The organism is Paenibacillus rhizoryzae (assembly GCF_059686995.1).
Window position 1 is genome coordinate 49,609 of the sequence record NZ_JCAALT010000017.1, and the last position, 12,093, is coordinate 61,701.

Here is a 12,093-nt window from a genome sequence, read left to right on the forward strand (position 1 = left end):
AGGGATAACCGAAATGGCTAAACCAAAAAAAGTGGTTCGTACGAAACGTCGTGACCGTAAAAATATTGATACTGGCGTAGCGCATATCCGCTCGACATTCAATAATACGATCGTTACGATTACTGATCCGCACGGAAACGCGATTTCTTGGGCAAGCTCGGGTAACCTCGGCTTTAAAGGTTCCCGTAAGAGCACGCCGTTCGCAGCTCAAATGGCTGCTGAATCTGCAGCAAAAGCGGCAATGGAACACGGCATGAAAACTGTCGAAGTAATGGTTAAAGGTCCTGGCGCAGGCCGTGAAGCAGCAATCCGTTCGCTTCAAGCAGCAGGTCTGGAAGTTAACCTTATTAAAGACGTTACTCCAGTTCCGCACAACGGATGCCGCCCGCCAAAACGTCGTCGCGTATAGTCAATTTTTGTGGTATCAAATGACTACAACTTGTGAATAATGGTTGTGAAGGTTTGCCATACTACATGATTTGACTACTTATGCGATAATGGTAACGGAGCGACGTTTTGAGGGAGGGTACTATTGTGATTGAGATCGAAAAGCCGAAAATCGAAACCGTAGAACTAAACGAGGATGGCACGTACGGACGGTTCGTAGTTGAACCGCTTGAACGTGGATACGGAGCAACGCTCGGGAATTCCCTTCGCCGGATCCTGTTGTCGTCGCTGCCTGGTGCAGCGGTAACCTCTGTTCAAATCGATGGTGTACTTCACGAGTTCTCTACGGTTCCAGGTGTGATGGAGGACGTTACCGAAATCATCCTGAATCTCAAAGGCCTCTCGCTGAAAATCCATTCCGACGAAGAGAAGGTATTGGAGATTGACGCGGAAGGCGATGGCAACGTTACGGCTGGCGATATTCGCGCAGACAGCGATGTCGAGATTTTAAGCCCTGATCTTCATATCGCGACGTTGGCCTCCGGTGCACGGCTCCACATGCGGGTATTTGCTAATCGCGGACGCGGTTATGTGCAAGCAGATCGGAATAAACGGGAAGACCAACCAATCGGCGTCATTCCTGTTGATTCGATCTACACACCGATTACTCGTGTAAACTACTCGGTTGAGAATACTCGTGTTGGTCAAGTGACTAACTACGATAAGCTCACACTTGAAGTTTGGACCGACGGAAGCATTCGTCCGGAAGAGGCTGTAAGCCTCGGCGCCAAAATTCTGACTGAGCATCTGGATCTGTTCGTTGGTCTGACTGACGAAGCGAAAGATGCTGAGATCATGGTTGAAAAAGAAGAAGACAAGAAAGAGAAAGTACTTGAGATGACGATCGAAGAACTCGATCTCTCGGTACGTTCTTATAACTGTCTGAAACGTGCAGGTATCAACACCGTCCAAGAGCTGATCACGAAAACGGAAGAAGACATGATGAAGGTCCGTAACCTCGGACGCAAGTCTTTGGAAGAAGTTCAAGAAAAGCTCGAAGAACTGGGTCTTGGCCTCCGCATGGAAGAATAAAAAGCAGCGTAGACTAAAGATCGTTAGACTGTTTTAAGGAGGGGAAATTCGATGGCATATTCTAAATTGAGCCGTGACGCTAGCTCCCGGAAAGCATTGTTCCGTGATCTCGTTACTGACTTGTTCTTGTATGAGCGCATTCAAACGACTGAGGCGAAAGCAAAAGAGCTTCGTCCAATCGCTGAGAAGCTAATCACACTTGCAAAACGTGGTGATTTGCACGCTCGTCGTCAAGTTGCAGCTTTCGTTCGCCGTGAGTCTTTGGTAGCTGGTGAGCAAGATGCAATTCAAAAATTGTTCTCCGAACTGGCTACCCGTTACTCGGAACGTCCGGGCGGATATACGCGTATTTTGAAACTAGGACCACGTCGCGGTGACGCGGCACCTATGGTTTACTTGGAACTGGTGGATCGCGCGTAGCAAGAAGAAACGGCTGGCGACATAACTGGCGCCCGCGAAAGTTTCTTTCGGAAAGGGTGGACCTTGCGGCCACCTTTTTTTGTTGCCCTTGATACCGTGCTTAAGGGGGACCATATGGGATGAAGAACATACGGATGGTTGTCAGCTATGTAGGAACGCATTACCATGGCTTTCAAACGCAGCCCATCGGAAATACGGTGCAGGATGTGCTTGTGCAAGCGATTCATGTGTTGACCGGTGAGAAAGTGCATATCGTGGCATCCGGAAGAACGGATGCAGGTGTCCACGCGAGGGGGCAGGTGTTTAATTTCGTCACCTCCTCGCCAATTCCGATCGGACGCTGGGCGCTCGCCTTGAACTCTCGGTTACCGGATGACATCGCCATCTTAAAGGCCGATGAAGTGCCGCTTGAATTTCATTCAAGCTATAGTGCGAAACGCAAAACGTATCGCTATTCCATCGACACCAATAAGTTTGCAGATGTATTCGAACGGGATTACCGGTTCCATTATCCCATGCCTCTTCGCTTGTCCGAGATGAGGGAAGCTCTGTCTAAAGTGGTAGGCAAGCATGATTTCACTTCCTTCGCTTCGCAGCGTTCTACGAAGCGTTCACATGTTCGAACGATCCTTGAGGCGAGAATCGAACAAAGTGAAGGGAAATTGGATCTATTTGTGACTGGTGATGGCTTTCTCTATAACATGGTGAGAATCATTGTGGGCACCTTACTATGGGTAGGGGAAGGGAAGCTGACCGTATCTGATTTTGAGCGAATTCTGGAGGCTAAGGACCGTACTGCGGCCGGACCTACAGCGATGGCTCACGGTTTGATGCTTTGGGAAGTTTCCTACGACGATTGACGAGTATTACCAGTGCTCAAAGAGCATAAAGCCTAAACAAATAGCTTGCACTTGTTAATCCTATGTTGTAGAATATAACTTGTGCTTTCTTAGTGGCTCTCCCACAGCCCCGACTGAGATCGCCAACCAACAGTAGCATTTTTGAATGGAATCGAGCCGGTTACAGATGATGGCTTTGAGAAGACCCTTGGTCGATCCACCATTCATCTCTAACGGTACCGTAACATTATAAATTAGAACCAATGTTTGAATGAACAAGGAGGAACATCCATGCGCATTACCTATATGGCAAAGTCCAGTGAAGTTGATCGCAAATGGTTTGTCATTGACGCAGAAGGCAAAACGCTTGGTCGCTTAGCGAGCGAAGCTGCTAGCCTGATCCGCGGCAAGCACAAACCAACATTTACTCCACACGTTGATACTGGTGACTTTGTAGTTGTCATCAACGCGGAGAAAATTCACCTTACTGGTAAAAAACTTCAAAACAAAATGTACTACCGTCACTCCATGTACCAAGGCGGACTTAAAGTAACTCCTGCTCAGGACATGATTAAGAACAAACCAGAGCTAGTATTGGAGCAAGCTATCTACGGCATGCTTCCAAAAAATCGTCTTGGCGATAAAATGAAGATGAAGCTCAAAGTTTATGCCGGACCAGAACATCCACATCAAGCACAAAATCCAGAAGTTTACGAACTTCGCGGGTAAATAGAGGGAGGACAGTTTCATGGCACAAGTTCAATACTATGGAACCGGTCGTCGTAAACACTCTGTAGCACGTGTACGTCTCGTGCCGGGTGAAGGACGAATCATTATTAACAAACGTGACTTGAATGATTACTTCGGTCTGGAAACACTGAAGCTGATCGTTAAACAACCGCTTGCTCTTACTGAGACTGGAAGCAAATACGATATCTTGGTTATCGCACACGGCGGCGGTATCTCCGGTCAAGCCGGCGCTATCCGTCACGGTATCTCCCGCGCTCTGCTTAAAGCAGATCCGGAATTCCGTCCAGCTTTGAAACGTGCAGGATTCTTGACTCGTGACCCACGTATGAAAGAGCGTAAAAAATACGGTCTTAAAGCGGCACGTCGCGCGCCACAATTCTCGAAACGTTAATATCGAATTTCAGGAAAAGCCTTCTCTGCTTGCAGAGGAGGCTTTTTTTTCATGTCATCGAATATTTAAAAATATTGAACAAATGGAGTAATCGACGTATAATTTAATGTAGATTAGTTTACTAGGAATTTGAATATGGAGGTCATCAACATGAACTTGTTTGAAAAGGAAGCACTAATCAAGCAAAAAGCGGAAGAATTGGAAACGGCAACGCCGCAGGAGATTATTAAATTCGCGGTTGAAACTTTCCCGAACATTACCTTTGCCTGCAGTTTTGGTGCGGAAGATGTCGTACTTGTCGATATGCTGCAAAAAATCAGCCCGAAAACAGATATTTTCTACTTAGATACGGATTTCCATTTTAAAGAAACTTACGAAACCCGCGACAAAATGGCAGCTATCTACAACCTTAATTTTGTTGAAGTGAAGCCGTTGATTACGCCCGAAGAGCAAGCAGCGCAATATGGCGAAGAGCTTTGGAAAAGCAATGCGAACCAATGCTGCGATATCCGTAAGGTTCAGCCGTTGACCCAAATTCTTTCCAAATATGAAGCATGGATTACAGGTATTCGCCGTGACCAAGCACCTACACGTGCGAATGCGAAAAAGATTGAATATGATACGAAGTTTGGACTCGTGAAATTCAATCCAATTGCCAATTGGACTTCTGAAGATGTTTGGGATTATATCCGTGCGAACAATGTGTACTACAATCCGCTTCATGACAACCACTATCCGAGTATCGGGTGCGAGCACTGCACACGTCAGGTAATGCCTGGTGAAGATCCACGTGCAGGCCGCTGGGCGGGTCAAGAAAAAACAGAATGCGGATTGCATAAATAAGAGGGGGCTTTTAGAGCATGAGCAGCATTAAGCCACATGGCGGCGTACTCATCAACCGAGTCGCAAACGGAGCTGAGCGCGATGCGCTGCTGGCAGAAGCGGCAGCATTACCGGTCATTATTGTAAACACTTGGGCTATCTCGGATTTAGATCTGATTGGAGTCGGCGCATTCTCGCCGCTTAACGGATTCTTGAATGAAGAAGACTATCGCTCCGTAGTTGAACGTATGCGCCTTGCAGATGGCACAGTATGGAGTATCCCAATTACACTGGCAGTAGAAGAGGCGAAAGCTTCTGAACTGTCCACTGGGCAGCGTGCAGCACTTGTAGGCGAAGATGGTATCGTTTATGGCGTGATCGATATCGAAAGCATTTACAGCGTTGATCTGAAGCATGAAGCTTTTCATGTATATAAGACCGATGACATCGAGCATCCGGGTGTAGCGAAAACCTACAGCCGTCCAAATACGTATGTTGGTGGACCGATTACGGTTCTTAACCGTCCGATTCCTGAGAAGTTCAATGAATTTTATTTTGATCCGGCTGAGACTAGACGGATCTTCGCAGAGAAAGGCTGGCGTACAGTTGTCGGCTTCCAAACGCGTAACCCGGTACACCGTGCACATGAGTATATTCAGAAGTGTGCGATGGAAATCGTAGATGCGCTATTCTTGAACCCCCTTGTAGGCGAAACCAAATCGGATGATGTGCCTGCAAACGTGCGCATGAAGAGCTACATCGCGCTGTTGGAGAATTACTACCCGGCAGATCGCACGTTCCTTGGCGTATTCCCTGCGGCTATGCGTTATGCTGGTCCCCGCGAAGCGATCTTCCATGCGATGGTTCGCAAAAACTACGGCTGTACGCACTTCATCGTTGGGCGTGACCACGCTGGTGTAGGCGACTACTACGGCACGTATGAAGCGCAGGATCTGCTTCGTTCCTTTACTGCTGATGAACTTGGCATTATTCCACTTTATTTCGAGCACAGCTTCTTCTGCACGAAATGCGGCAATATGGCATCGAGCAAAACTTGCCCGCATGACAAAGAGAGTCATCTGACGTTGTCGGGTACGAAAGTTCGTGCATTGCTGCGTGACGGCGTTTGCCCGCCGCCGGAGTTCTCCCGTCCGGAAGTGGCTAAGATTTTGATAGAAGGCATGTCTGAGCAGCCTGTGAATTAATTGACCACGTAAAACGCTTTTGCCCGTCTACCGAAGGCGGCAAAGGCGTTTTTTCATACTGGCGAATCTGCATTTGTTCATGGTTGTTCGCATAACCAACCACCTCGTCCCATAGGATGATAAAGAGCACAGGACAAACTCCTGTGAACGATCATCGGATGGAGATAGGGGTGGCTTTTTGTATGCGCGGAGTTCGGAAACGTTTCGTCATCTGGATCACGTATCGCGGTGCTGTACGCATCTCCCTTGGCGTGGTGGCGGTTATACTGACTGTGATCCTGCTCACGCAGGAAGTGCCCGCGTCTCGCACCTGGACGTATTGGACGCTGCCGTTATCCGGCAAGATCATCGCTATTGATGCCGGGCACGGCGGAGTGGATGGCGGTGCGGTCAGCAAGCAGGGGATGGTGGAGAAGGATTTGAATTTAGCCATCGCTTTGCAGCTGAGAGATTATTTGCAGCAAGCTGGTGCCATCGTGGTAATGACACGAGAAGGCGACTACGATCTGGCTGAGGAAGGCACATCGAAGATAAGCAAGCGCAAGACACAGGACTTAGTTAATCGAGCTAAGTTTGTAAAAGATAAAAACGCCAGCATGTTGCTCAGCATTCACATGAACAGCATCCCGTCCCCTCGTTGGTCAGGGGCTCAGACCTTCTTTTATCCCAATTTGCCGGAGAATGCGGTCCTTGCTTCTTTAATTCAAGATGAAATTAAACGGAATCTGGCGAATACCGAGCGGGTGGCTGCAACTGTCAATACGGTTTATCTCCTTAAAGCGATGGATGAAGTACCGAGTGCCTTAGTGGAGGTTGGCTTCTTGTCCAATCCCGGTGAGGCAGCAAGACTTGCAGATGCCGAATACCAGAAAAAGGTTGCGGCCGCGATCTATCAGGGGGTTCTTCGCTTTACCGCCGGAGAGAAATGGGGATCGGCTTCCGGGGCGGAGCCTGATGCTCCTAAATAACCTCGGCTTGGAACAGGGTCTTGGTCTTGTTATAATGGAGCAAGTACATACACACATGTTGTTATAAGCCTTTATTCAAGGACAAGAGGAGACGGTTAAACATGTTGACCCGCATAGAAGCTTTAGCGGCCGCTGAGTCTGCAGCGGCCCCATATATGGCGGAAGGTGCAATTACCTTCCGCGATGTGATGGTTAAGGAGGACCGTCACGTTTCCATGACGGTCCTAGGTGCAAGCGCGAGCGCTGAGCGCGCGCTCGAGGCTGCGCTGCGAGCAGCGCTTGCCGCCGCCGGGGCCGAAACCGCGCACTTCCGGTTTCGTGCCGGCGAAGGCGCGCCTGCGGCGCAGCAGCCCGCGGCAGCGCATGCCGCGGGCAGCCCTGGCGGCCCAGGCAGCGGCGGCAAAGCAGCGCCGCAGCCGCAGGCCGCAGCCAATGGCCCCGTACGTGGGCACGGGGCCGGGCTAGAGGCACATCCGCTGCTGAATAGCAGCAGCGGGGTGCATTTCATCGCCGTCGCCAGCGGCAAGGGCGGCGTCGGCAAATCCACGGTGACCGTCAATCTTGCGGTCGCCTTGGCACGCAAGGGCAAACGCGTCGGGATCATCGACGCGGACATTTACGGCTTTAGCGTGCCCGATATGATGGGCATCGAGGAACGCCCGCAGATCGTGAACGAGCGCGTCATCCCGATCGAGAAATTCGGCGTGCGCGTGATGTCGATGGGTTTCTTCGTGGAAGACAATGCACCGATCGTATGGCGCGGACCGATGCTGGGCAAGATGCTCCGCAATTTCTTCGCGGAGATCGAGTGGGGCGAGCTGGATTACTTGCTGCTCGATCTGCCGCCGGGAACAGGCGATGTTGCGCTTGATGTGCATCAGCTGATTCCGCAAAGCAAAGAAATCATCGTTACGACCCCGCATGCGACAGCCGCGTTCGTTGCTGCACGCGCAGGTGCGATGGCGATTAAGACCGAACATGAAATCATCGGTATCATCGAGAACATGTCCTACTTTGTAAGCAAGAGCGGTGAGCACGAATATGTATTCGGACGCGGAGGAGGCGCAAGGCTGGCTGAATCGCTAAACGCCGAGCTGATGGCCCAGATTCCGCTTGGCGCGCCGGACAACCATCCGTCCGAGCCGGATTTCTCACCTTCGGTATACAAAGCCGATACGGATAACGGCCGCATCTACCTGGATATCGCCGACCGCGTAATTGCAAAGTGCGAGGCTTAATCATTTTCACTGATCCACTCTTTACCGAGTTCGCTATATTCACTCATTACGCAGCCCTTTAATCCTTTTTTTCACTGTTCCACACTACCTATATTTAAAAAGCCGGTATTCCACACACAATCGTGTGAGAATACCGGCTTTTTTCATCAACCGCCTTGATCACTCATGCCGCTGTCGCCTTCGCCACCGCTGTCACCGCCATCTCCTCCGCTGTCACCGCCTTCACCACCACTATCTCCGCCGCCACTACCTTTGTCCTTCGTAACCTTCTCGTCCGGCTTAGGCTTAAGCTCTTCTTGAACAGCCTTCTTGAGCAGGTCCAAAATTTCAAGACGGAAAAGCGGATTTTGCATGGATTCCTGCATTAGGGACATGGTTTGTTTACGGTACTGGGTGCTTTGCAGCACTTCAAGAATCATTTTGTCCATTTCCGGACTCTTCATCACTTGAATGAGATCCTTCTGGTACGTAGGATCCTTCAGCAAATCCTTGTGGATTTGTTTGTTTTGCTTATTCACGGCTTTCGCGAATTCACCGGCAAAACGAGGATCGGTCATCAACTTCTCAATAACCTTGCTATACTCCGGTGCCACCAAAGTTTCCTTGACTGCTAAACGCATCTGCTCTTGATCCTGCACGGAGAGCGTTCGGATGCTTGAGCCGTTGTTACCGCTTGTGGCTGCGGCCGATTCCTGCAGCGCTTTTTGCGCGTCTTCGGTTTTGAGTATGTCAATTACCATAGACTTCATGTCTTTATAGCTGATCGGCTCGCTTGATGCGCTGGATTGTTGCGTACCACAGCTTGACAGGCTGAATGTCAGGACAATGAGGGCACCAAGCCATGTAATTCGTTTAACCATGCTGTCAGTGTCTCCCTTCTGAAAAAGCAACTGTTGCTGTGTGTAGTATGCGACAATGTTCATCGTATTATCATGGAAGCAGCATAGCTTTTTGTATCGGACATGGTAAAATGAAGGGTAGTTTCGGCATATTCGGAAAAGCTGGCGATAATCGCTTGAAACATATTGGATTCTTCAAGCTCAACAAACCTGTAGGAGTGGAAAATAGTGAACTTGCGCAAATTGTTTTTCTTATTTTGGAGCACGATGGCAGTTGGCGGCGTTGTGACAATTGTTGTCGGAAGTATCATGCAATGGACAGATACTTCGTTTGGCTTTATGGGATTGTCGGCTGCAGGCTTTAATGCCGCCATGATGGCACTGGTCGGTCTGCTTTTCGGGGCATTCAGCCAAATGGGCTTCTTCGCGTACATGACCTTGAATTACATTGCACTTAGCGTCATTCGCAGAAACTACATGTGGAATGCCCTACAAGCATACACGACGTTGTTTGCGCTTGGCGGCATTGGATATTTGCTTTACCAAGATCGCGTGAAGCTGGATAACAATTGGATTTTCTGGGTGCTGCCGCTTGGTCTCGGACTCGCATCTTGGGCAGTTGCTTACTACAAAGCCAAATTGACGAACAATAATGCGTTCATTCCGACGTTGTTCTTACAAGTTGTAGTTACACTGCTTGAAGCATGGCCAAGCATCAGAGGCGAGGAAAGCAATGTAACGGCAATGATATTTATGATCATCCCAATGTTCGCGTGTAATGCCTACCAAATTTTGTGGCTGCACAAGCTTGTGCGCAAAGAAAAAACAACCGGATCCGCATCAGATGCGAAACCGGCTGTATAAGCTGCAGCTATTATTGTTCGGCCGAAGCGTCAAGCTGCTCGAACATCGCGGTTTTATCCTGTACCGTTTTGCCTTGAAGCTCAGTTTGCGCGATTAATTCCGACACGGTCACAAATTCATAGCCCTTGGAGCGCAGCTGATCGATAATGGCCGGAAGTGCTTCATGGGTTTGCTTCACGGAATCGCTGGCATGCATCAAAATAATATCGCCGGGATGTGCTTTACTGACGACGCGATTGATGATTTTGTCCGTGCCGATATTCATCCAATCGAGCGAATCGGTATCCCACTGAATTACTTTGTAGTTCATTTGCTCAGCAATACGAAGAACGCGTTTGTCGAAATCACCATTAGGCATGCGGATCAAGCTTGGTGTTTTACCGGTAACTTGTGTCAAAATCGTCTGGGCAGTTTCGATCTGGCTGCGAATTTCTTCATCACTGAATGTGCTGTAGTTGTCATGCTTATGACCATGGCTGCCGATTTCATAACCGCCGTCAACGATCTTCTTCACGATGTCGGGATGGGTCTGACTCCAAGGCGAAGAGAGGAAGAAGGTAACGTTCTTCACACCTTTCTCCTTTAGTACCTCAAGAATCGGCTCGGTCCGTTTCTCCCCCCAGCTGATGTCAAACGTTAAGGCGATGACCTTCTTATCCGTTGGAACGCTGTAGATGGCCGCAGGCTGATTAGGTGCAAACACGGTAATATTATCCTTCTCCGCGTAAATAACGCCCGCAGCAAACAAAATACCTACGGTGACTAGAAAGTAACGCTTCAGTTTCCGTCCGTTCATCACATAAAACATATTCATTACAATTGCACTCCTCTCCAATAAGGGCTTGTTCTAGTACAATCTATGCTCGTACCAACAACTTATTCTTGTTATCCCAAAAAGAGCCCAAAGAGGTGACACCCACATATGTTTTCGCCAAAAGAAATCTTTCGCCATTTGCAGACGATGCGGCACTATATCGCCTTCAGCACGATTTTTCTGTTAGCCGGTATCGTTGTAGGTGCAACTAATCCGGGATTAGACGCTTTTATCAACAGTCAGCTTAATGGAATTAAAGGTGTCGCGGAAAATATCGATTCGAGCTCCCACCCGACCTTTTTCTTAATGTTGTTTATTTTCTTCAATAATGCCATTAAAGCCATTTTGGTTATGTATGTAGGCTCATTGTTCGGGATCGTTCCGATCGCGTTCTTAGCCATTAACGGTATGATGCTTGGATACTTAGTTCATAAGACAGCGGAACAGGGCAATGAGGCTGTATTCACGGTTATCTTTAAGGGGCTGCTGCCGCATGGCATAATCGAGCTCGCGGCAATCATTATTGCATGTGCATATGGATTGCGTTTCGGCAGAATGATGCTTCAGGGGCTTGGTACCGTCTTTACGAAGCGAAAAGGCTGGGGGCAAGAGCTTGAGCTATTCGTTTTGCGGACGCTGCCGGTTATGGTTTTAATTGTGTTTATGTTGGTTGTTGCGGCTGTAATTGAGAGTACCGTAACAGTTTGGTTGCTTAGTTAGTAATAAATTTCCAATTATTTGAGCATAACAATAAAGCGGCGTTTATCGTGACATGCGATAAGCGCCGTTTTTTCTAAGTTTAAGGGAGTGAAAGATCCGTCTTGCATTGCCGGAATTTGGAGAAAGTGAAGCAAATTGCACCGCTTTCGGGCGGTGATAGCAGTTTCTTCTTGTTGGCCGATATATGATTTCTGGCTGATTAATTGAAAGGGGCCACCAACGGTTATGCTCGGAATTCTGTTCAACGACAAAGAATGTAAAGAACTCGACTACGTACTACGCAAAGAACTCGACGAAATGCTGCTCGATTTGAACGATTCCCGGCTAGATGGCGATATCAAAACCGCAATTGCCAAACGTTACAAGATTATTTTCCGCATGTATGCTCGTATTGCCTCACCGAAAGAGCTGTCCCGCTATGCATTGAATATGCGTACATACCGCTGATATCATGGGTTTTTCAAGGGGTTATAAACATGTGGATAAATAATTTAAAAAAACTCTTGCATTGTTTATAAAGCGTGTGATATATTAATCAAGTCGCCGCTGAGACATGGGCGAATGAACAACGGAATTTGTTCTTTGAAAACTGAACAATGAGCGACCAGTCAAATGGTCATAAATCGCGAAACTAACGTTTCGCAAAGCTAGTTTTTTGAATGAGCTAACAAGCGAATTCTTAAAAATGGCCAAGCCTTCGGGCTTACCACTTTTATGGAGAGTTTGATCCTGGCTCAGGACGAA

15 protein-coding genes are annotated in these 12,093 nt (G+C 48.5%); 13 read left to right on the forward strand and 2 right to left on the reverse strand.

What is annotated here, in order from left to right; all coding sequences use genetic code 11:
- The first annotated feature begins 13 nt into the window (after positions 1-13).
- From rpsK to salA, 10 genes are all read left to right on the forward strand, one after another.
- The gene (rpsK, locus tag AC6ESO_RS29280) at positions 14-409 is read left to right on the forward strand and encodes a 30S ribosomal protein S11 (RefSeq protein ID WP_090986296.1); all 396 of its coding nucleotides are present in this window, start codon (positions 14-16) and stop codon (positions 407-409) included.
- Positions 410-534: 125 nt separating this feature from the next.
- A complete protein-coding gene (locus AC6ESO_RS29285) occupies positions 535-1,479 on the forward strand; it encodes a DNA-directed RNA polymerase subunit alpha (RefSeq protein ID WP_090986294.1) in 945 nt (314 codons plus the stop codon).
- Between the two features lie 51 nt (positions 1,480-1,530).
- Positions 1,531-1,899 (forward strand): 50S ribosomal protein L17, encoded by a 369-nt coding sequence (gene rplQ / locus AC6ESO_RS29290; RefSeq protein ID WP_090583277.1) that lies wholly within the window; start codon positions 1,531-1,533, stop codon positions 1,897-1,899.
- A 119-nt stretch (positions 1,900-2,018) separates the two neighbouring features.
- Positions 2,019-2,759, forward strand: a complete 741-nt coding sequence (gene truA / locus AC6ESO_RS29295) for a tRNA pseudouridine(38-40) synthase TruA (RefSeq protein WP_494822184.1) — start codon at positions 2,019-2,021, stop codon at positions 2,757-2,759.
- 270 nt (positions 2,760-3,029) lie between these two features.
- Positions 3,030-3,467: a 50S ribosomal protein L13 gene (gene rplM / locus AC6ESO_RS29300; protein ID WP_090986290.1), complete on the forward strand. Its 438-nt coding sequence runs from the start codon at positions 3,030-3,032 to the stop codon at positions 3,465-3,467.
- Positions 3,468-3,486: 19 nt separating this feature from the next.
- The gene (rpsI, locus tag AC6ESO_RS29305) at positions 3,487-3,879 is read left to right on the forward strand and encodes a 30S ribosomal protein S9 (RefSeq protein ID WP_258385872.1); all 393 of its coding nucleotides are present in this window, start codon (positions 3,487-3,489) and stop codon (positions 3,877-3,879) included.
- A 150-nt stretch (positions 3,880-4,029) separates the two neighbouring features.
- A complete protein-coding gene (locus tag AC6ESO_RS29310; protein ID WP_497094437.1) occupies positions 4,030-4,722 on the forward strand; it encodes a phosphoadenylyl-sulfate reductase in 693 nt (230 codons plus the stop codon).
- A 17-nt stretch (positions 4,723-4,739) separates the two neighbouring features.
- Entirely contained in the window at positions 4,740-5,906 is a 1,167-nt protein-coding gene (gene sat, locus AC6ESO_RS29315; protein WP_497094438.1) for a sulfate adenylyltransferase, read from the forward strand.
- Positions 5,907-6,088: 182 nt separating this feature from the next.
- Positions 6,089-6,874, forward strand: coding sequence for an N-acetylmuramoyl-L-alanine amidase CwlD (gene cwlD, locus AC6ESO_RS29320; protein ID WP_497094439.1), 786 nt, complete (start codon positions 6,089-6,091; stop codon positions 6,872-6,874).
- 101 nt (positions 6,875-6,975) lie between these two features.
- Positions 6,976-8,112: an iron-sulfur carrier protein/transcriptional regulator SalA gene (gene salA / locus AC6ESO_RS29325; protein WP_497094440.1), complete on the forward strand. Its 1,137-nt coding sequence runs from the start codon at positions 6,976-6,978 to the stop codon at positions 8,110-8,112.
- Between the two features lie 146 nt (positions 8,113-8,258).
- Here salA and gerD read toward each other — a convergent pair whose 3' ends face one another.
- Positions 8,259-8,972, reverse strand: coding sequence for a spore germination lipoprotein GerD (gerD, locus tag AC6ESO_RS29330; protein WP_497094441.1), 714 nt, complete (start codon positions 8,970-8,972; stop codon positions 8,259-8,261).
- 207 nt (positions 8,973-9,179) lie between these two features.
- Here gerD and AC6ESO_RS29335 point away from each other — a divergent pair, with 207 nt between their 5' ends.
- A complete protein-coding gene (locus AC6ESO_RS29335; RefSeq protein WP_494822190.1) occupies positions 9,180-9,815 on the forward strand; it encodes a KinB-signaling pathway activation protein in 636 nt (211 codons plus the stop codon).
- 10 nt (positions 9,816-9,825) lie between these two features.
- On the opposite strand, the gene pdaB is transcribed toward AC6ESO_RS29335, so the two are convergent.
- Positions 9,826-10,629, reverse strand: coding sequence for a polysaccharide deacetylase family sporulation protein PdaB (gene pdaB, locus AC6ESO_RS29340; RefSeq protein ID WP_091225579.1), 804 nt, complete (start codon positions 10,627-10,629; stop codon positions 9,826-9,828).
- A 108-nt stretch (positions 10,630-10,737) separates the two neighbouring features.
- On the opposite strand from pdaB, the gene AC6ESO_RS29345 reads away from it, so the two are divergent.
- Positions 10,738-11,349, forward strand: a complete 612-nt coding sequence (locus AC6ESO_RS29345; protein ID WP_497094442.1) for a stage II sporulation protein M — start codon at positions 10,738-10,740, stop codon at positions 11,347-11,349.
- A gap of 225 nt (positions 11,350-11,574) precedes the next feature.
- Positions 11,575-11,796, forward strand: a complete 222-nt coding sequence (locus tag AC6ESO_RS29350) for a hypothetical protein (protein WP_204822572.1) — start codon at positions 11,575-11,577, stop codon at positions 11,794-11,796.
- Positions 11,797-12,093 lie beyond the last annotated feature (297 nt).

Excerpts from the sequence above, each read along its gene's own strand:
- rpsK (WP_090986296.1), top strand. The coding sequence starts at position 14 with ATGGCTAAACCAAAAAAAGTGGTTCGTACGAAACGTCGTGACCGTAAA.
- rplQ (WP_090583277.1), top strand. The coding sequence starts at position 1,531 with ATGGCATATTCTAAATTGAGCCGTGACGCTAGCTCCCGGAAAGCATTG.
- truA (WP_494822184.1), top strand. The coding sequence starts at position 2,019 with ATGAAGAACATACGGATGGTTGTCAGCTATGTAGGAACGCATTACCAT.
- rplM (WP_090986290.1), top strand. The coding sequence starts at position 3,030 with ATGCGCATTACCTATATGGCAAAGTCCAGTGAAGTTGATCGCAAATGG.
- rpsI (WP_258385872.1), top strand. The coding sequence starts at position 3,487 with ATGGCACAAGTTCAATACTATGGAACCGGTCGTCGTAAACACTCTGTA.
- AC6ESO_RS29310 (WP_497094437.1), top strand. The coding sequence starts at position 4,030 with ATGAACTTGTTTGAAAAGGAAGCACTAATCAAGCAAAAAGCGGAAGAA.
- sat (WP_497094438.1), top strand. The coding sequence starts at position 4,740 with ATGAGCAGCATTAAGCCACATGGCGGCGTACTCATCAACCGAGTCGCA.
- cwlD (WP_497094439.1), top strand. The coding sequence starts at position 6,089 with ATGCGCGGAGTTCGGAAACGTTTCGTCATCTGGATCACGTATCGCGGT.
- salA (WP_497094440.1), top strand. The coding sequence starts at position 6,976 with ATGTTGACCCGCATAGAAGCTTTAGCGGCCGCTGAGTCTGCAGCGGCC.
- gerD (WP_497094441.1), bottom strand. The coding sequence starts at position 8,972 with ATGGTTAAACGAATTACATGGCTTGGTGCCCTCATTGTCCTGACATTC.
- pdaB (WP_091225579.1), bottom strand. The coding sequence starts at position 10,629 with ATGAATATGTTTTATGTGATGAACGGACGGAAACTGAAGCGTTACTTT.
- AC6ESO_RS29345 (WP_497094442.1), top strand. The coding sequence starts at position 10,738 with ATGTTTTCGCCAAAAGAAATCTTTCGCCATTTGCAGACGATGCGGCAC.
- AC6ESO_RS29350 (WP_204822572.1), top strand. The coding sequence starts at position 11,575 with ATGCTCGGAATTCTGTTCAACGACAAAGAATGTAAAGAACTCGACTAC.